This window comes from Paenibacillus cineris, from assembly GCF_018333335.1.
Classification (GTDB): Bacteria; Bacillota; Bacilli; order Paenibacillales; family Paenibacillaceae; genus Paenibacillus_AQ; species Paenibacillus_AQ favisporus.
Map to the genome: position 1 here is coordinate 1,810,266 of NZ_BORU01000001.1, position 19,651 is coordinate 1,829,916.

Sequence of the window (19,651 nt, forward strand, 5' to 3'; positions counted from 1 at the left end):
TTCATTGATGGTAATCCTTCATTATCATATCAAATTGCGAACTGTTTATTCAATATGTACAGTTAGGCGGGGAGACGTGAGGGAGAAGGCTCCATTGAAAATGAATCAAAAAAACCGGACACGGATCATTTCCGTGCCCGGCTGTGCGGCAGTGCCTGACGAACCACTAAAAGGTAACAGTCATGTATGAGTTCCAATACGTGTATATCTCAAAAGCTTTAAACACAAACGTTTCGTGAGACTGGTCATTTCTTGGTTCCGACGGCATTCGTGATCAGCGATGCCAGCAGTTTGGCTCCATCCGCCTTGAGATGGACCCCATCGGGTGTAAAGAAGGACTGTCCGCTGCTCGCTTCGTACCAATCGAGCAGCGTCGCATTGTCATGGGCATCGGCTGCCTTTCGGAGCGCCGTATTTACTGTGCTTTCCCAGTTTCTCGGCACCCGGGTGTTCACGAGCACGACCTGCCGGACGTCCTTCAGCGAGTCGAGAAGCCGGGAAAGCTGCTTGGAGCTGAAGGCGCCGTTGGTTCCGAGCTCGATCACCACGTAGTCGCCGAGCTTGCCTTCCGACCGGAGCCGCTCCACGATGTCCGGCGCTTCGGACATTTGCCGGCCGATCTCGGCATCGACGACGATGCCGGGAAGGTACTGCTGCAAATATGGGGCGGCGTCCAGCAGGATGGAATCGCCGATGGCGCTCACCGCCAGATTCCGCTTGACCGGAGGAGGGGCGTTCGTTCCCGCTGCGCCGGCCCCTTGCCCGGACGCCTTGCCCGAACTCCCTCCCGGCTCGCCGGATTTGGCGGGAGTCGTGCCGGCCACGCCTACGGGATTCGCGGACGATGTTGCTTTGCCGCCGGCGGAAGGCGGATCTTCGGCCTGGCCTGTAGTGCCCGAAGCTGCATCATCCGCAGGCTGCTGGCCCTGGGCTGCAGGAGGCGTTTGCACGTCGGCGGGACTGCCGGCAGAGGTTTCCGCCGGGCCGGCGTCGTGATGATCGCCGCCTTTTGCGGTTTGCTGGCCGGAAGCAGGGGCATCCGCATTTCCAGTGCCGTCCCCGGCAGCGGAAACCTCCTGTGACACCGGGCTGGAGCCGTCAGCTCCGGAAGCGGCCGGGCCGAGCGCCTGGACGGTGGAAGCCACCGCAGGTGTCCGGGCGATGCCCGTGCAGGAGATAATGACCAGCAGCAGTAAGGTAGCCCCGGTAATCCAGCCCTTCAGCGGAATCTGATCTACGCCCAGTTTGCCGGAGCGCAGCTTCTTCCACCCTTTTCCCAATAACCCTTTGCGGATCGGTTCTTCGATCAATGTATACGACAGCGCAGCCAGCGCAATGCTGGCAGCCACCTGAAATACGGCTTTCGGGACGCTCACGTCTCCGGCTCCGTTTGTTGTGGTTAAAATGATTACTGGATAATGCCATATGTATATGCCGTAGGAGCGAACGCCGAGCCATCGCAGCGGCTTGCAGCCAATCAGACGGCCGACCCGGCTTGCCGGGTGGGCGAGCACGGCCACGGCTGCTGCCGCGGCCAGCGACAGAAGGACCAAGCCGCCGGGGTACAGGAATGCGTCGTATTCGTTAGTGGTCCAGATCATGACCAGAATCGCTGCTAAGCTGATTATGCCGATGCCGTCCAGCAAGCGCCTGGAGAACCGGTCGATCCGGGGAGACAGCTTGCGGCTGGGCCAAATAATGCTGAGCGCGGCACCGATCAGGAGCGAAAACGCCCGCGTATCCGTCCCGTAATAAACCCTGCTGGGATCCGTCCCCGGATCGTAGATGACCAGCATCGCCAGGGCGGATACCGCCGCGGCCGAGAGCATGAACAGAAACATTTTTCCCCGCCGCGGGGCGAGCTTCAGACCGATCAGCATAAGCAGCGGCCACAGCACGTAAAACTGCTCCTCAACCGATAACGACCACAGATGCCCGAGCGGCGAGACGGGCCCGAATTTTTCAAAGTACGATACCTGGTGGTAGATCAGATACCAATTGTTGACATAAAAGAGTGACGAGATCGCGTCGCCCTTTAAAACCGGCATTGTCGACGGCCGCGCCAATGTCACCCAGGCGGTCACGGCGGCGAGCATGACGATCATGGCGGGAAGCAGCCTCCGGCACCGTCTGATCCAAAACTGCTTCAGGTCCAGTGTTCCGCTCCTTCGCCACTCGGCGGTAAGAAGATCGGTGATCAAATATCCGGACAGGACGAAAAATATGCTTACGCCAAGCAGTCCCCCCGGCGCCCAGCCGACGTTCAGATGGTATAAAATGACAGCGAAAACAGCCAGGGTCCGGAGTCCGTCCAGTCCCGGCATATATCTTTTTTCATTCGGCGAGAGGTGAATCATAGCGGCTTACCCGGCTTTTCAGGCAGGTGAGCGGCGCTGTTGTTAACGGCTATGTATGAACTTCCTGAGATGTATGTGCGCATTCTTTAGCTGCCTCCAGACATTGTTGATCGGTGAAACATAAGTTTACCATGTCATACTTTATCATAGGGCACCGAAGGGAAAGTTACAAAATGATTGCGTTCATTTCACATTTTATTCATTATGTATATAGATTGAACTAAAGCTGTGTATTGAACTTCCTGTTGCTTATATGGCCTATAACATTCATTCTTTAGTTCATTCTATGTAGTTAGATCTGCAGAAAGTGGGGAATGAATGAAAATGAATGTAATCATGAGAAGGATGAGTGAATTTTCGCCTGCCGAGCTTACGGATCTTTGGAACGAAGGGTTTAAGGGGTATTCGGTCCCCATCACGATGAGCATGGACATGCTCCTCAAGAGAAGTGCAGATCAAGGATTGTCGCTCGCCCAGTCGATCGTCGGCTGTGTGGACGGTATTCCCGTCGGTTTTGTCATGAACGGTCTGCGGAATACCGGCGGTGTGAAGACAGCATGGAACGGGGGAACGGGGATCATCCCGGCGTACCGGGGCAAAGGCATCGGCAAGCTGCTGATCAAAGCCAGCCTTGAGCTGTACGAAGCGGAGGGTGCGGATGTCGCCCTGCTCGAAGCGCTGAGCGATAACAAGCCGGCCATATCGCTGTACGAGCGGATGGGATATGAGGTCATTGACGATCTCTTCTTCTATGAATGCAAAAGCCTGAAAGATGAAGCGCTGACCGGCGGCGGTTCCGGAGAGTACGAATTCCGCAGGGGCATTCCGCAGGATATCCAAAGGCTGCAAGTGCCGGTCAGTAACCAGCCTTGGCAGACGCAATGGGAGAGCATCGTGAACGGCGAATCGCTGATCGCGTTCGATCCGGAAGGTCAGCCTGCCGGTTACGCACTGTATAAAAGGGGCTTCGATGATCAGGGGACGCATACCTCCACGTCGCTCTTTCAATGCAAGGTTCTGGGCGGGCAAAGCGAAGACGCTTTGGCGCTGATGAAGGGCCTCCTAAGCGAAGTGTTTGGGCCGTCCAGCCTTGGACTGACCCTGCGTACCGTCAACATTCCCGGGTCCGAAACGATGCTGACGGGCGTGCTGAAGGAAGCCGGTTTTGGCATATCGGTCAGCCAGGTACATATGAAACGCAGCGTGTAACGGCTCAAGCGTATATAAACTATACGCGGGCCGAAGCTGCGGTGGGAGCGCTGAGTTACTCCCGTTCCTTATGGATACGTCTGATGCTTGTGCAGTTTCGCGGTTATTGTTAAGATATGTTGCGGGCGGTTTCGATCCGAAAAGTCAAAACCGGACGAGCTTTTGGCCTGAATATGGGATCAGCTTATGATAGAATTGCAATCGGTTACAAAGCCGGGTCGTCAGACTTCGGACAAATGACAAATGGCTTTAACAGCACGGGTGACTATTTTTAAACCTTGAATCAGGAGGATGCATCATGGCGAATACGAGTATTATTCTTAGGGTTGAGCTGGATCACGGGAAGGTAACTTTTGGAGATGTCGCAGCCGCGATCAGTAAATCGGGAGGGGACATCACCTCCATCGACGTCATCCGCCCCGGGAAGGATTCTTCTGTGCGGGATATTACGGTTGAGGTGGCCGACACGCAGGAGGACCGCGTCGTTGAATCGCTGAAGCGGCATGACGGCATCAAGCTGATCAACGTGTCCGACCGGACCTTTCTCGTTCACTTGGGCGGCAAAATCAAGGTTCAGCCGACGCTGCCGATCAAAAACCGGGACGACTTGTCGCGTGTGTATACGCCGGGTGTGGCCAAGGTGTGCACTGCGATCCACGAAGACCAGGATAAGGCTTATTCGCTCACGATTAAACGCAATACGGTAGCGGTCATCACCGACGGTACAGCTGTTCTCGGACTTGGGGATATCGGTCCGCATGCGGCGGCTCCCGTGATGGAAGGCAAGGCGATGCTGTTCAAGCAGCTTGCCGGTGTCGATGCGTTTCCGATCTGCCTGGATACGACGGACACGGAGGAAATTATCCGGACGATCAAGGCGATCAGCCCGATTTTCGGCGGTATCAACCTGGAGGACATCAGCTCTCCGCGCTGCTTCGAAATCGAGACGCGGCTGGCCCAGGAGCTGGATATGCCGATATTCCATGATGACCAGCATGGTACGGCCGTGGTCGTCATCGCCGGTCTCTTGAACGCCTTGAAGGTGGTCAACAAACGGATGGAGAATATCCGGGTCGTCGTGAACGGCATCGGTGCGGCGGGCGTGTCCATTTGCAAAATGCTCCTCAGCGCCGGCGTAACGAAGCTGGTTCCGGTTGACCGGGAAGGCGCAATCGTCCGGGGAGGTACATACAGCCATCCGATGTGGCAGTGGCTGGCAGACCAGCCGCAGGTCGAGGCGAACGAAGGGTCGCTTAAAGAGGTGATCAAAGGGGCCGACGTATTCATCGGCGTATCGCGCGGCAATCTGCTGAACGGGGAGGATATCCGCAGCATGGGGCCGGATCCGATCGTCTTTGCGATGGCGAATCCAGAGCCGGAGGTGTCGCCGGAAGAGGCGATTCCGCATTCCCGGGTCTACGCGACCGGGCGCAGCGATTATCCGAACCAGATCAACAACGTGCTCGTCTTTCCGGGCCTGTTCCGCGGAGCGCTTGACTGCCGGGCCCGCTGCATCAACGAACCGATGAAACTGGCGGCGGCGCGGGCGATCGCTTCGGTCGTCTCGGGCGGGGAGCTGAACGAGCTGTACATCATCCCGAGTATTTTTAACGAGCAGGTTGTGATCGAAATCCGCAAAGCAGTGGTCCAGGCTGCGATCCTGACCGGGGTGGCGCGCAGAATTCCGAAGGACTTCAGATAAACGGGGAGTTTGCGGACAGGAGCCGTCCAGAAAAGTCGTGGGCTGATCTGGGCGGTTTCTCTGTATGTTATAAACTAAATAATCAAATCAAGAAGCCGTCCTTTGGTTAAGCAGGGTTATGATGACACAAGAGGGACGGTTTCTTGTATATATCATGCCATTTTGATTGGCTATTAACCTATGTATGTTCAGGTCATGGGGGATTGATTCGCATGTTCCGTAAACGTAAAGAAGTGAAATTCGTTTTTCATAAACACCTGCTCCTGTTTCTTATTACGATCCTCATCCCGACGCTCCTGCTGCTCTCATTTCAGGTATACCGCATACAACATGACGCGCGCGGACAGTTGGAGAACGCTTCCCATACTTATTTGGATCGCTCCTCGCGAAACTTGGATATTCTTCTGGATCAAATGAATCAAATGGTATTACAAATTTCCCTCTCGCCCAGCGTGCTGGATCTGCTGAAGCATCCTTTCGATCAAACCGCTTATGATTATGCTCAAACGAAAGAGCAATTGCGGAGTTGGACCGTGATTAATCCGCTGTTCCACTCGCTGTACCTCGACATTTTGCAAAACAGGAAGGTATTGACGACAAATGAAGGCATCTATGATGAGGCTGATTTTTACGACAAAGCTTTCCTTCAGGGTTTGAATACTGTCAGTACAAGCAAATCGTCTTCATGGATAGGACTGCGTTCCTTACCAAATGAGGACGGCCGAGGCATTTTGACATTTGCGCGTTCGGTTCCACCGGTCCAGTCGACTCCGCTGGGAGTCCTGGTGCTTAACGTCCAGAAAGACGTCTTTTATAATACGTGGATGAATCTCCAAAAAGAGCAGGCAGGGCCGATGATTCTGCTCGATCCGGAAGGGCGCATGATATCCGGGCCCATCCAGGGACTGGATGCGGAAAAAATAGCGGATTCACTGCAGGCCGGAACAGTGAAGTCTGATCGGAGAACGATAGGTGATGAGGATTATTTGGTATCGGCATATAAACTGCCGGCCAGCGGCTTTGTTATCATTCAGCTGTCTCCTTTCGCGGCATATGACAAGCAGGTAGCCGCAGCCTTTAAACAGGCGGCATTGATCCTTCTCGTCGTCACGGCAGCAGGGGTTGGGGTATCCTATTACTTTGCATCCATGCTATACACGCCCTGGAAACGTTTGGCCGATAGGCTCAAAGGTTTTGTATTTACGGGTGAGAGCCGGGATCCCTACACGTTTGTGAACTACGCAATCCATGATCTGTTGGCGGTCATCCGTAAAAATGAACCGATCGTACGCTATCAATTGGTGCATGAATTGCTCCATGATCATCGCGTGGAATCCTCTGATATCACCATAAGGTTTCGCGAAGCGGGAATCCAATTTGTGTATCCTAACTTTGTCGTGCTTGTTATGATCGACGAATCGCTGGATCACCAAGGAAAAATCGCGAACCAGCTTTTGTATTTGTACAGCCTGGCCGAAGATACGTTTGGATTGGGCATTCCGTCTGCCGGTACGATATTGGACCGTCAAAAAATCGGGTTTATCGTCAATGTGGAATATGAGGAAATGGACGAGTTTCAGATGGCAAGGCTTGAGGATGTTTGCCGCAGCATACAACAACTCGCCCGGGACCGCATTGACGCGACCGTTTCCTTCTGTATCAGTTCCGTTTATCCCCTGGACCAGCTTCATGAGGGCTTCGAGCAGGTGAAACGGATGATCGCTTATAAAGCCTTTATGGAAACGGATATCTATTTTTCCAAACCGATGGACGAGAATGTTCACTACCAGTATCCGGCTGTATATCAAAAGCTGATTATGAATGCGATATTGTCCACGGATCGCGATGCGGCTGAAAGTTATATCACTGAAATGTTCGACCGATATTTAGAAAACAGCGTCTATCCCTATCCCAAACTGCTGCAAACGATCCTTGTGTTAATGAGTCATGTCATCAGCTCCCTCGTTCAGGAAGGATTTGATATCGGACCATTAATGAACGAAATTGACCTGCTTCAGCTGCAGCATTGCCAGAACAGGGACGAGCTCCGCCAATTACTGGTGAGTCAAACCGATCACGTCATCTTGTACTTGGAAACCTTGCGCAGGAGGGATGATGATTATGGTGCGATCGTCCATCAGGCGATATCATTTATTGAAAATCATTATGCCGAAAACATTTCCATTTCCGACGTCGCTTCCTCGCTTGGGATCAGTGCATCCTATTTGAGCCGCCTGTTCAAAGCCGAGGTCGGCAAACGGCCGCAGGAGTATTTGACGGAATACCGTTTGAAAATCAGCAAAACGCTGCTCAAAGATCACCGGAAAACATTGCAGCAAATTATTGAACAAATCGGTTACAACGATGTTCATACCTATATCCGCTCATTCAAGAAGTTCGAAGGCACCACGCCAGGGGAATACCGTAAAAGATCAATGGATCATTCTTGAGCGTGATGTGCATTTTTTGAACAAAACTTAATAGAGGCGGGTTTTCGGCCATCAATATCAAATAATGATGATGTTCCTCCAGTCCCTGCGACGGTTATGATGTAAGCGCAACCAAGTATCTGTTGAAAGGAGGAACTTTAATTGGGCTTATCCGTCAATCCGGCCGCAAAGGCCGCGCGCAAACCGTCTGCTTTGCCAAATTGGATCAAGCGTGTCCGGAAGCATAAGCATTATTTGATCTTATTGGCACCAGGTATCATCTACTTGCTTTTATTCAACTACTGGCCCATGTTCGGCATCACGATCGCATTCAAAGATTTCAAATTGTCGGAAGGTATCTTTGGCAGCGATTGGGCAGGTTTGAAGTGGTTTCGTATTCTGTTTGACTCCCCTGACTTCTGGGTGGCGTTAAGGAACACGCTGATCATCAGCTTGTACAAATTGGTTTTCAATTTTCCTGCACCCATTATGTTGGCTCTGTTGTTGAACGAAGTGTTCCACTCCGGCTTTAAGCGGATTATACAAACGATCGTGTATTTTCCGCACTTTGTATCCTGGGTGATTTTGGGGGGGATTTTATTTTCTTTGTTTTCCACGGACAGCGGATTGCTTGAATTTTTAGGCATTTCCACATCCCCGCTCATGGATCCTGGAAGCTTCCGCAGTTTACTCGTAGCATCGGACGTGTGGAAAGAAGTTGGATGGGGGACGATTATCTATTTAGCCGCAATCACGGGAATCAGCCCTGATTTGTACGATGCCGGACGAATGGACGGGGCAAGCCGTTTTCAGCTGATATGGCACATCACGCTTCCGTCGATCGCGGGTACGATCGTGGTTTTACTTATTTTGCGCACCGGCCATATCCTGAATGTCGGCTTCGACCAAATTTTCGTTCTGTATAATCCGCTGGTTTACAGCGTGGCAGACGTACTGGAAACGTATGTATACCGTGTCGGCATCTCGATGGGGCGGTTCTCGTTTGCTACGGCAGCCGGAATGTTCCAATCCGTGATTGGACTGGTCATGCTGCTGATTACAAACCAGATTTCCAAACGGCTGACCGGCCACGGGATTTGGTGAGGTGAATCGACCATGAAGAACAAATCCTTGTTGTCCCGCCTATTCGATGCGGCCAATATGCTCTTCCTTACCCTGTTGGCCGCCATCATGCTGTATCCGCTCTGGAGAGAGATCGCTCTGTCGCTGAGTTCCAAGGAGGAGGCGATTCGCGGAGGGCTTTTTTTGTGGCCGCGCGAGTTTACGTTCAGCGCTTATAAAACGATTCTCCATACCGATTATATCTGGAACGCATATGGCAACTCGATCTTTATTACCGTTGTCGGTGTTTTCCTGAGCCTCCTGTTCACGTCTACTACTGCATATCCACTCACAAAGCGGACGCTCCCTTGGAAAAATGCGTTTATGTCGTTCGTTCTGTTCACGATGATATTCAGCGGCGGCTTGATTCCGACCTATTTGGTCATGCGCGAATTGCACCTGGTCAATACGATTTGGGTCGTCATAGCGCTCAATTTGATATCGGCCTTTAACGTGATCATCATGATCAGTTTTATGCGTTCATTGCCCGAGGAATTGGAGGAATCGGCGATGATCGATGGGGCGAATCCGTACCGCATCTTTTTTACGATCATTCTGCCGCTATGCAAGCCTGTGTTGGCGACGCTCGCCCTTTGGATGGCTGTAGGGCTGTGGAACAACTTTTTCCAATCGTTTATTTACATGAGCGATAAGGAACTAACTACACTGCCCGTACTGCTTCGGCAAATCATCATGGGGCAAAATGAAGCGCAGCAGCTAGGCCAATTGACAGAAACCTCCAGCGAATCGGTCATTGCCGCTACCATTTTCGTCTCATTGGTTCCAATCTTAGCCGTATATCCGTTTTTACAGCGTTATTTCATCAAAGGTGCTCTTCTCGGTTCTGTAAAAGCTTAATAACCGGCGGATACGATCAATTAAAGGGGGCTATGATGCTATGAGCAAAAAAAATTGGCTGTCCATTTTGATGTGCGTGATCACGATGACTTCCGTCATAACTGCTTGCAGCAAAGGGGAAAAGGCCGCGCCGCCGGATTCCCCTAACGAGAAAGCCGGCGAAGGGAAGAACGTGACCTATCAATTTTTGCGGAATTCTTCCACTCCCGAGTACCCGGCCGATGGAGGAGAAGGCAGACAGGAGATTCTTAAGGGTCTTGAAAAAGCCGGCATCACAGGTTTTGATTATAAGCTTTCCTTGGCCAGCGGCGATGACTACAATACCAAGCTGAATCTGCTGGCCACATCAGGCGAGCTACCCGATTACTTCGATATTGATTCCAAAACGCTTTCGCGGTTTGTCGAACAAGGCTTGGTTCAGCCGATCGACGAGTATTTAAAAAAGGCCCCTCATCTGATGAAGGCAATTCCGGAGCAATATTGGAAGCAGGTCACATTTGACGGGAAGATTTACGCCATTCCGAACGGTACCCGGCCCGAACCTTTTAATTTTCCAACGGTAGGTGGCCTTGATGTCCGCCAGGATTGGCTCGACGCTCTCGGCCTGCAGCAGCCGACCACGCTGGATGAGCTTCATGATGTGCTGAAGGCGTTCGTTACGCAGGATCCCGACAAAGACGGCAAGAAGGATACCGCCGGATTAGGTGCTTCCAAAACGACTGATTTCGGCGCCATATTCGGTGCATTCGGCATTCTTCCGGCATACTGGACTGAAGTTGACGGCCAGATCAAGAAGGGACTGGTCCTGCCCGAAATGAAGGAGGCGTTAGCTGTTCTGCAGCAGTGGTACAAAGAAGGACTTATCGATAAGGATTTTCCGATCATGGAGAGCAAGCAGATGGACGAGAAGATCACCAACTCGGAAATCGGATTATGGTTTGGTGATGGATATTACGTGGATAAAAGCGGCAGCTCGGTCGCAGAATCGATATTCAAAGCCAACCCGAATGCGAAAATCGAAATGCTGTCAGCCCCGAAAGGGCCGTCTGGCAATCAAGGTTACCCTGAGGTAAACGGCTTAAGCTCTGCGCCATTGCGCGCTCTATCCGCCAAAGCCCAAGACCCTGCGAAGCTGTTTCAGTTCCTCGATTGGATTGCGAACGACGAGGCGGGCGGCGGATTTAACCTGCTATTGTACGGCATGGAAGGGAAGGACTTTACCTACGATCAGGCGACCAACTCCATCAAGCAGATTACGCCTTATTCCGAGCTGTACAAAAGGGGGTATTCCAATCCGATTCGGATGGTATTTATCATCGACCGCCGCTGGGCTGCGGAGCCGGTCAGACACGCTATTGAGATTGTAAACCAGAAACTGATTAAAAATGCCATGTGGAATACCGTTCAGGCCGAGATCGATTACCCGGATCTGGAACAAAAGCTGTACCAGGAATATTTAATTAAAATCATTACAGGCATCTGGCCCGTCGAAAAATACGATGAGTTTATTCAAAAATACTACGATCAAGGCGGGCGTGAAATCGAAAAGCAGGCCAATGAGCTGTACAAGCAATTGCAATCGGAATAAAAAATGTCCGAAAACTGAAAATCTGCGTCATAAGGAATGGAGGGATTCATGAATGACGGCTGTACAGCCGAACGTGATCGTATTTTTTACGGATCAGCAGCGCTTTGATACGACGGGAGCCCATGGAAACCCGCTAAGGCTGACACCGAATTTTGACCGGATGGCTTCCAGAGGGACTCATATCTATCATTCGTTTACGTGCCAGCCGGTCTGCGGACCTGCGAGGTCCTGCCTGCAGACCGGTGAATATGCAACCTCCACCGGCTGCTTCACAAACGGAATTCCTTTGCCGGAGCAGAAAAAAACGTTAGCCCATTATTTCCGGGAGGCAGGTTACCAAACCGGATATATTGGGAAATGGCATTTGGCCTCGCAGGAACCGGTTCCGCAGAAAGAACGGGGAGGATATGAATACTGGCTCGGAGCCAACATTCTGGAGTACGCTTCGGATGCATACGACACGGTCCTGTATGATACGGATGACCGGCAAGTAAAGCTTCCTGGTTACAGGGTTGATGCCCAGACGGATGCAGCCATCCGTTACATCGACAGACATCAGGAGCAACCGTTCTTCCTGTTTCTATCGTTTCTGGAGCCTCACCATCAAAACCATGCGGACAATTACCCGGCTCCGGACGGATATGAGGAAAGATACACCGGTCGCTGGACGCCGCCTGATTTAGCGGCGCTCGGGGGCACATCGGCCCAGCATCTGGGCGGTTATTACGGCATGGTCAAGCGCCTCGACGAGGCGCTCGGCCGGTTGATGGATGCGCTGAAGAGCCTGGATCTTCTCGAAAATACGATCGTTCTGTTCACTTCGGATCACGGCTGCCACTTTAAGACGCGAAATGGCGAATACAAGCGATCATGCCACGAGAGCTCCATCCGGGTACCTACCGCACTGGCGGGGCATTGCTTTGATTCCGGGGGACAGATTCGCGAGCTGGTAAGTTTAATCGATCTGCCCCCCACGCTGCTTGATGCCGCAGGCATTCCGGTTCCGGAACATATGCAGGGACGTTCCATCCTTCCCCTGCTTAAGGGAGAAAAAAAGGAGTGGCCGCAGGAAGTGTTTGTGCAAATCAGCGAATCGCATACGGGCCGTGCTATCCGCACCCAACGCTGGAAATACAGCGTTCGGGCGGTGGAACCGCAAGGGGATCGAGGCGCCGCAGATTGCTACACGGAAGACTTTTTGTATGATTTGCAGGCAGACCCGTATGAATTAACAAATTTAGCTGGGCTGGCTTCCTATCGTGAGATCAGTGATGAACTGCGGGGGCGACTCCTGAGCCGCATGGCGGAAGCAGGAGAGGCAATGCCGCGGATAGAGAACGCTCCATTGAAATCTGCCGGCCAACGGCGCATGTCGGTCAGCGAGCTGCGTACCCAAGTGTGATCTGTTTCATCGTAATCATCCGCAAACTTTAGTCCTTCGTTAAAAACGGAGTCGGGACAAAACGGCAAATGAATAACAAAAACTGGGCTGTTAGAGCAAACAACCCCCGCCTTCACCAAAGGCGGGGGTTTAATTAACATTTGGATCGTTTCTATATAGACTCGATCCAAATCCGCTTATTTGCGCAGCGCCTCCGGATCAATTGGAGGAACCAGGCCTTCGCCGGCCGCCCGGGTCAGCAGCGAAGTGATCGCGGCGTATCCGTCGTCCCCGAGGTTGCGCGTAAAGTCGTTGACATACAGATCAATATGCTGCTGGGCAACGTCAGGATCCAGCTCCTGGGCATGGCTCAGCACGTATTCCCGGGAAGCTTCGGGATGGGCCCAGGCGTATTCGACGGACTGACGGATCCAGTCTTCGATCGCGTCCAGGTCGAGGGACCGCTTGGCAATGATCGCGCCGAGCGGAATCGGCAGGCCGGTATCGCTTTCCCACCAGCTGCCAAGATCCGTCATCAAGGACAAGCCGTAGGACGGATACGTGAATCTGGCTTCGTGAATGACCAGCCCGGCGTCAATCAAGCCGTCGCGGACGGCAGGCATGATTTGGTCGAACGGCATGACCACGATTTCGCCAATCCCACCGGGTACGTTCTGGGCGGCCCACAGGCGGAAGAGCAGGTAGGCCGTCGATTTTTCGCTCGGAACGGCAACCCGGCGTCCGCTAAGTTCCGAAGGGTCGGCTTGGCCGCCTTTGGTCAGTACAAGCGGTCCGCAGCCGCGGCCCAAAGCGCCGCCGCATGGAATGAGGGCGTATTCGTCCAGAACCCATGGCAGGGCGGCATAAGAAATTTTAAGCACGTCCAGGTCGCTGCCCGGGTTCGATGCCAGGTTATTCGTAATATCAATATCCGCATAGGTGACTTCCAGCTCCGGTGCGGCGGGAATGAGGCCGTGCGCCGCAGCATGGAAGACAAAAGTGTCGTTGGGACAAGGGGAAAATGCAATTTTCATCGTTTCAATACCTCCACTAAGATTGAGCTTGCTGCTTCAAGTGCTTCGAAAGCTTCTTTCATCCGCCAGGCGGAACGGTCCCGGGGACCGATGGCATTCGATATCGTACGGATTTCCAGGCAGGGGAGCCCGAACAGCCGGGCGGCTTCAGCCACACCGAAGCCTTCCATCGCTTCCGCGGCAGCGTCCTCGTACCGCTGCCTTAACGCGGCGGCGGTTTGCGCCGAGCCGGTCCCGGTCGTGACCGTCAGGACGGCACCGCTTCGAACCGCCAGTCCGGCGGTAGCCATGGCTTCCTGGAGGCAGCGGACGAGCGGAAGATCCGGCTCGAGGCGGGAAGAGCCGAACCCAAGCTCGTCCACGCTGAGAAAGCCGTCCGGCGTCTCCGCGCCAAGATCAGCCGCGATCAGCTGATCGGCAATGACGATCGAGCCGATGCCGGCCCGATCCGTAAATCCGCCGCCGATGCCGGCGCTGATGACCAGGCCGTATTCGTTACCGGCCAGAACGCGAGCCGTACGGGCGGCGGCGGAGGCCGGTCCGACGCCGGCCAGCTCGACGTCGATAAAATCCGGGCTGCCGAGTCCGCGAAGAACCGCCTCCCGCTCAGCCTCGACGGCGGTCATGATCAGCACCCGAGAGTGATTGGTTGTTGGTAAATTCATGTGCGTACCTTCTTATCGTATAATTTACAGGCCGTATATGCAGCTTCAATATATAACCTTATCCTGATCGGAGCCGTGTGTAAAGTGGGGGGAAGCCGAGAGGCAGAACGTAATCCGATAAAAACACCGATCCCCCTACGCCTCTTGATGCGCAGGGGGATCGGTGTACCATGTATTTCATCCGGTGATATAGGTGTTGGAATGCTTAATGATGACTTTTACGTTCACATCCTTAATATTTATTTTGGGAAGGATCGGCCCCCGGGAGACGTATCGTTTCCAGCTATCATGATGATGGCGGTATAACCACTCCTCGATCCCGAACAAGTCGATATTTTTATCTTTCGCATCGTTAAACTCCTTCATGATGTCCTTTTTCAGGATCGACTGGGCCTGCTGCTCCATCTGATATTCTGACATCCCAGCCTCGGTACGCGTTTCTAATACAGTGGCATTGACCGTAAGGTTGATATTTATGTTTAAGCGTTCAGACGTATCTGGGTCCAACGAGATTTTCGTATGCGGCCCAGTCAAATTCAACGTGTTGTTCAGGCCGTATCTTTCGGGAATGCTGAACGGATATCTTAACATATGGCTGTACCGGATCAATCTGGCGCCCATCATGTCCTCCTCGGCGACCCATCCCTCATTCGCTCCTTTGTTGATGACATACACGCCTGTGAGCTCCATCATGGAGGGGGTTTTATCCTTTTGGTTGGCCATCCATTTCCGGTCCGTTACGGACAGAACGGGAAGCAGCACGCTGGTTGCAGGCTCCCGGATGCTGTTGACTAATTTTTGCAGCTGAATCGGCATGATCGCGGATCGCTGCTTATAGGTCTCCTTAGGCTCAAACATTTCCAGCATTAGAGGAGACTGGTTCAGCGTCGTATCTGCCATGAATATCGACTCGATCGGTTTATCGGTTCCGTACACCCAGGATGTATACCGCAGCTCTCTGGAACGCAGAAGGCTGTCGAAAATATCCTCCAGCTTTCCCAGCGCGGATTTCGTCATGACGATCGCTTTAACATGCGTCCACAGCGTATGGTGCTGGGCGGATCTGTAAATATCGTTGATAGCCAATAACACAGTGGGGCCTTCGCCGACCCCCACCCAGGTCGATGCAGGTTTGGAATCCCCGCTGCCTTCCTTTGTCCCGACAGCGGAGAAATCGGTCAGCTTGACGTATACGACATAATGGTCCTTTTTGTAATCGATGCCGAGCGCCGTCACGATATTCATATCTTGTACTGCCTTCAAGTCCCAGCAGCCGGTCAGCAGCAGGGAACAGAACAGAACAACGATGATGGCTTTCATTCGTTAATCTCCCTTGCGCGTATCGTCCTGCGTCCGCAGCACCCGCGGACGGTACTTGAACAGCTTGACCGGCTTACGGAACAGACCTTCCCAGAAATCCCTTGCGATATAGGGGGAAGCGGGAGCCAGATAAGGAACCCCGAAGTTTTCCAGCGTGGCCAAGTGTAGCAGGACGGAAAACATCGCGATAAAAAATCCGAACATGCCCAAGCAAGAAGAAAGCAGGAGAACATACAGCCTAATGATAGCCGTCGTCCCCGAAAGAATTTGATTGACCAGTGTAAAGGTGGCGATGATCGTCACGGCCACCGCCACAACCATCGTCGGAGACGTAACTCCTGCTCTAATGGCCGCATCGCCGACAATGAGACCCCCGACCACCGTTACGGTCTGGCCGACCGATTTGGGCAGGCGGGTGCCCGCTTCATGGAACACCTGGAACAGGAACAGCATCAAAAAGCATTCCAGCGGAATCGAGAACGGAAGCCCGATTCTGGAATTCATAATAGTTGCCAGCAGCGGAGTCGGAATCTGCTCGAGGTTGAAGGTGGTCAGCGCCACGTAGAATCCAGGCAGGAACATAGCAATAAAGAGGCCCGATATCCGCAAAAACCTTTGCACCGAGACGATGTGAAAGGGCATATTGGAGTCTTCCGGCGATTTGATCAGGCTGAAGAGCGTGATGGGTGCGATAATTCCCATGGGAGAACCGTCGAACATAATGACGAACCGGCCTGCCAAAAGGCTGGATGCGACATAATCCGGCCTGCCAACATAATCGGTGAGCGGAAACACGCTTTTAAGCCGCCCCTGAACGAGGTCTTCGATTTGTGTGGTGCCGATAATCGCGTCCCCGTTGAAATTTTGAATCTTCATCCTGATTTCATCAACGATATCCGGGTTAATGATATCCCGGATGTACATCAATGCGATTTGTGTGTGACCCCGCTCGGAAAGGACGAATTTTTCCACGCATAACGACTGGGTCCGAAGCCGCTTGCGGACAAGTGCGAGGTTCACGCTTAAATTTTCGGTAAATCCATCCTGGGGCCCCTTAATGGAAGATTCCGTGGATGACTCCTCCGGAGACCGGGAAGGGGTGCTGCTGACATTCAATTGGTAGAAGGCATTCATATGCTGGAAGTACAGGATCATCATTCCCTGAAACACCTGGGTATCGAGTTCGTACAGTACATTCTGGGTCTTCATTTCCTTCAGCGGCAGCGATTGATAGTCCCGGATGCTGTCTTTGCTGAAGAATCCTGTTTCCATGTACATCTGTTCAAGCCTAGGGAGCACGAACTGGTTGATTTGGACCTCGTCCGTCATGCCTTCACAATAAATCAGAAGGATGGACTGCTTCAGGTCTCCTTCCCCTACATAAAAGGGATGAAGGACCACATCGCCGCATGGCTCATAATACTTTTGGAGGAACGGGATATCGATATCTGCCAGGCTGACTTGAGGCTGCTCTGTACTAGTTGTCATGGTGTTCTTTTCCTTTCTTTCCGGATGAAATGAGAGCCAAAGCAAACAAGATGAGGATTAAAGCCCCCAGGAAGGCGGCAGAAAACGGGAAATAGAAACGTTTTAAAATTTTCAGGAAATTCGTATCGTTCAGTCCGGTCAGGCTTATAAGGAGAATCAAGCCAGCGACGGTAACGTATGCGCCAATTCGCGGCAGCTTTTCTTTAATGTTCCAAACATCAACGATAAAATACAGGGCTAGTGAAATCCGGATGAAGGCTCCCGACAGCCATTGATAGATGGAGAAAAAGTCGGTCTGAGCGACATATCTTCCAATGGTGGCCACGCGCCATTCCTCATACGCCGGATACATTTGCCTGGACGCCTCATACGGATCAAAGATCGTGATGGCGCCGATCAGCGGCCCCATGGTCAGCCCGGTCAGGGCCAAGGCAAGAACGTATAACTGCCAGGCTTTCGCGGCCTTCGCCAATTTTGGCTGGAGAAACAGGTACATGATTATTTCAAAGGAACCTGCACATGAATTGGCCAGTCCGGAAAATACAGGTCCCCAGCCTTTCGACAGAATCGGCAGCAGCTGGCTGTAATCCTTGGTTTGAAAATTGACCGTCATGATAAAAAATCCGAGTAGGACGACGAACGGCAGGAGAATCCCTGCGGAGATGGCAATGGGTTTAAATCCCATGATGGCGGCATATAGGCATAAAAGCAGCATAACTATGGTTGTTACAGATACCGGCGTTTCGGTCAAAAAGGTGATTTTGGCCCAAGTGGTCGTATCAAACAACGTATAGAAGCAAATCATGTATAAAAAAACGCTCATGATGATGCGCAGAAGAACGGCCGCTGCTAGGCCGTATTCTTGACTCAGCCATTCGTGGATGGAGCGGTTTCCCAATCGTTTGGCTACGTAATACGTCATAGCAGTCACGGCCATCAGCGGCAGAATGGACAAGGTGACCGAGATCCACGCGTCTCTGCCTGAGCTCTGCAGCAGGAACGGAATGATAAACACATGGTTCATCATCCCGATGGACAGCAGGATCATCATGAAGCCTTGCGACAAGCGGGCTTTAAGTACTTTCATACAGTTACCTCCAAGTAAGGCGTGGATCTAGATCCATTATTAACCGGGAGGTTCCCCGCAATACTTCCTATATTTAAAATGACACATGGCGCGAAGACCGACGATATATTAGAATAGATAGGTCTGTATATTTAGTTAGGCTTCTTATGAGGCGCGGATTCCCGATCCAGGGACCGTGCAAAGACAAGAAAGTTGAAAGTGAGAATTTGCCATGATGATTAATAACCGGATGACATTTGAAAATCTGTGCTTGCGGAATGAACCGCTTGCGAACCACTCGTCCTATCAGATCGGCGGAGAAGCGAATTTCTTCGCGATGCCCGAAACGGCCGAAGAGCTGATCACGCTGCTGCAGGGATGCAGAACCCACGGGCTGGACTATTTTTTCTGCGGGATGGGCTCTAATCTTTTGTTTCCCGACAATCCGCGCAAGGATACGCTGTACATTTCTTTGAAAAGGCTGGTCTATTGGGACATTACCCCGGACAAATGGTTTATTTCCTCGGGGACACCGATGTCCATGCTGTCAATCGCAGGCCTGATGTATAACATCCCGGGTTACGAGTTTACCTACTTGCTGCCGGGTGGCCTGGGGGCCGGCATTTACATGAACGCCAAGTACAACCACCGGCAGATCAGCGACATTATCAAAACGGTGTATTATGTAGACTTGGAGGATCCATCCCTGTCCGTTCAATCGATTGATGTCAGCCAGTGCAAATATGGCTATAAGCAGTCCATATTCCAGATGAATCCGTGGCTCATTTTGGGTGCGGATATGCTGGCCGTACCGGAGCAATTGGATCCGCAGCAGGCAAACCGCCTGCTGAGCCGCTGGAAGGACAAAGAGGGGATGTCGTCCCTGTCTTCGTTCTATTCGTATATGGCTGAAGAGGCGAAGGCGCTCCAAAGCCGGGGAATCCATCTGCCCGCCCCGATGACCCAGATTGAGGAATACCGGAACGGCAAGCGCCATTTCGAGTATCCTTCCTGCGGATCCGTCTTTAAAAACAATTACGATTACGGCGTTCCTGTCGGTGCTTTGGTCGACCGGCTTGAATTGAAAGGGAAGGCATACGGCGGCGCCATGATTTCCCCTTTCCATGGGAACATGATCATCAACACGGACCATGCGACCGCCGAGCACATTAAATATTTGATGAATGTGATCATGGAAGGTGTCGACAAGGCGTTCGGCTTCGTTCCTGAACCTGAGGTCGTCGTCGTCGAGTAGTCTGTTTCAAATCCGAATATGTGAACATTATGTGACCGTAACCCGCCTTCACCCGCGATTGGCGGGTTATTTGTGTCACGTTCATGACCAAGGTGACAATCCAGTTAAAAATCTTTAAATTAAGGTATTGTAATTGGACGAGGGTGTATGTATACTAAAAAAGTAAGTAAGTAACAA

General features: G+C 52.3%; 14 protein-coding genes. 8 read left to right on the plus strand and 6 right to left on the minus strand.

Annotated features, from left to right (window positions below; genetic code table 11):
- Positions 1–245: 245 nt before the first annotated feature.
- Positions 246–2,357 (minus strand): acyltransferase family protein, encoded by a 2,112-nt coding sequence (locus KI379_RS08785; protein WP_212983319.1) that lies wholly within the window; start codon positions 2,355–2,357, stop codon positions 246–248.
- Between the two features lie 318 nt (positions 2,358–2,675).
- Between KI379_RS08785 and KI379_RS08790 the strand changes: the two genes are divergently transcribed.
- From KI379_RS08790 to KI379_RS08820, 7 genes are all read left to right on the plus strand, one after another.
- Complete coding sequence (locus KI379_RS08790) at positions 2,676–3,566, plus strand: GNAT family N-acetyltransferase (protein ID WP_212983320.1); 891 nt, start codon at positions 2,676–2,678, stop codon at positions 3,564–3,566.
- Between the two features lie 298 nt (positions 3,567–3,864).
- Positions 3,865–5,268, plus strand: a complete 1,404-nt coding sequence (locus tag KI379_RS08795; protein ID WP_076167619.1) for an NAD-dependent malic enzyme — start codon at positions 3,865–3,867, stop codon at positions 5,266–5,268.
- 212 nt (positions 5,269–5,480) lie between these two features.
- The gene (locus tag KI379_RS08800) at positions 5,481–7,718 is read left to right on the plus strand and encodes a helix-turn-helix domain-containing protein (RefSeq protein ID WP_212983321.1); all 2,238 of its coding nucleotides are present in this window, start codon (positions 5,481–5,483) and stop codon (positions 7,716–7,718) included.
- A gap of 141 nt (positions 7,719–7,859) precedes the next feature.
- Positions 7,860–8,801 carry an ABC transporter permease gene (locus tag KI379_RS08805; protein ID WP_244879223.1) on the plus strand — a complete coding sequence of 314 codons (942 nt, stop codon included), beginning with the start codon at positions 7,860–7,862 and terminating at the stop codon, positions 8,799–8,801.
- Positions 8,802–8,813: 12 nt separating this feature from the next.
- Positions 8,814–9,677 carry a carbohydrate ABC transporter permease gene (locus tag KI379_RS08810; RefSeq protein WP_212983322.1) on the plus strand — a complete coding sequence of 288 codons (864 nt, stop codon included), beginning with the start codon at positions 8,814–8,816 and terminating at the stop codon, positions 9,675–9,677.
- Positions 9,678–9,717: 40 nt separating this feature from the next.
- Positions 9,718–11,265 carry an extracellular solute-binding protein gene (locus KI379_RS08815; protein WP_212983323.1) on the plus strand — a complete coding sequence of 516 codons (1,548 nt, stop codon included), beginning with the start codon at positions 9,718–9,720 and terminating at the stop codon, positions 11,263–11,265.
- Positions 11,266–11,317: 52 nt separating this feature from the next.
- Entirely contained in the window at positions 11,318–12,667 is a 1,350-nt protein-coding gene (locus KI379_RS08820; RefSeq protein ID WP_212983324.1) for a sulfatase-like hydrolase/transferase, read from the plus strand.
- 176 nt (positions 12,668–12,843) lie between these two features.
- Here KI379_RS08820 and KI379_RS08825 read toward each other — a convergent pair whose 3' ends face one another.
- The 5 genes from KI379_RS08825 to KI379_RS08845 all read right to left on the minus strand — a co-directional run bounded on the left by KI379_RS08825 (position 12,844) and on the right by KI379_RS08845 (position 18,240).
- Entirely contained in the window at positions 12,844–13,680 is an 837-nt protein-coding gene (locus tag KI379_RS08825) for a 1,4-dihydroxy-6-naphthoate synthase (RefSeq protein WP_089546679.1), read from the minus strand.
- Positions 13,677–14,345: a futalosine hydrolase gene (locus KI379_RS08830; protein WP_212983325.1), complete on the minus strand. Its 669-nt coding sequence runs from the start codon at positions 14,343–14,345 to the stop codon at positions 13,677–13,679. The genes KI379_RS08825 and KI379_RS08830 overlap by 4 nt, the downstream gene beginning before the upstream one ends.
- 177 nt (positions 14,346–14,522) lie before the next feature.
- A complete protein-coding gene (locus tag KI379_RS08835) occupies positions 14,523–15,665 on the minus strand; it encodes a Ger(x)C family spore germination protein (RefSeq protein ID WP_212983326.1) in 1,143 nt (380 codons plus the stop codon).
- Between the two features lie 3 nt (positions 15,666–15,668).
- Positions 15,669–17,153 (minus strand): spore germination protein, encoded by a 1,485-nt coding sequence (locus KI379_RS08840; protein WP_212983327.1) that lies wholly within the window; start codon positions 17,151–17,153, stop codon positions 15,669–15,671.
- Positions 17,143–18,240: a GerAB/ArcD/ProY family transporter gene (locus tag KI379_RS08845; protein WP_212983328.1), complete on the minus strand. Its 1,098-nt coding sequence runs from the start codon at positions 18,238–18,240 to the stop codon at positions 17,143–17,145. The genes KI379_RS08840 and KI379_RS08845 overlap by 11 nt, the downstream gene beginning before the upstream one ends.
- 211 nt (positions 18,241–18,451) lie before the next feature.
- Between KI379_RS08845 and KI379_RS08850 the strand changes: the two genes are divergently transcribed.
- Complete coding sequence (locus tag KI379_RS08850) at positions 18,452–19,474, plus strand: UDP-N-acetylmuramate dehydrogenase (protein WP_244169189.1); 1,023 nt, start codon at positions 18,452–18,454, stop codon at positions 19,472–19,474.
- Positions 19,475–19,651 lie beyond the last annotated feature (177 nt).

Coding starts and splice junctions, on each gene's coding strand:
- KI379_RS08785 (WP_212983319.1), bottom strand. CDS start 2,357: ATGATTCACCTCTCGCCGAATGAAAAAAGATATATGCCGGGACTGGAC.
- KI379_RS08790 (WP_212983320.1), top strand. CDS start 2,676: ATGAAAATGAATGTAATCATGAGAAGGATGAGTGAATTTTCGCCTGCC.
- KI379_RS08795 (WP_076167619.1), top strand. CDS start 3,865: ATGGCGAATACGAGTATTATTCTTAGGGTTGAGCTGGATCACGGGAAG.
- KI379_RS08800 (WP_212983321.1), top strand. CDS start 5,481: ATGTTCCGTAAACGTAAAGAAGTGAAATTCGTTTTTCATAAACACCTG.
- KI379_RS08810 (WP_212983322.1), top strand. CDS start 8,814: ATGAAGAACAAATCCTTGTTGTCCCGCCTATTCGATGCGGCCAATATG.
- KI379_RS08815 (WP_212983323.1), top strand. CDS start 9,718: ATGAGCAAAAAAAATTGGCTGTCCATTTTGATGTGCGTGATCACGATG.
- KI379_RS08820 (WP_212983324.1), top strand. CDS start 11,318: ATGACGGCTGTACAGCCGAACGTGATCGTATTTTTTACGGATCAGCAG.
- KI379_RS08825 (WP_089546679.1), bottom strand. CDS start 13,680: ATGAAAATTGCATTTTCCCCTTGTCCCAACGACACTTTTGTCTTCCAT.
- KI379_RS08830 (WP_212983325.1), bottom strand. CDS start 14,345: ATGAATTTACCAACAACCAATCACTCTCGGGTGCTGATCATGACCGCC.
- KI379_RS08835 (WP_212983326.1), bottom strand. CDS start 15,665: ATGAAAGCCATCATCGTTGTTCTGTTCTGTTCCCTGCTGCTGACCGGC.
- KI379_RS08840 (WP_212983327.1), bottom strand. CDS start 17,153: ATGACAACTAGTACAGAGCAGCCTCAAGTCAGCCTGGCAGATATCGAT.
- KI379_RS08845 (WP_212983328.1), bottom strand. CDS start 18,240: ATGAAAGTACTTAAAGCCCGCTTGTCGCAAGGCTTCATGATGATCCTG.
- KI379_RS08850 (WP_244169189.1), top strand. CDS start 18,452: ATGATGATTAATAACCGGATGACATTTGAAAATCTGTGCTTGCGGAAT.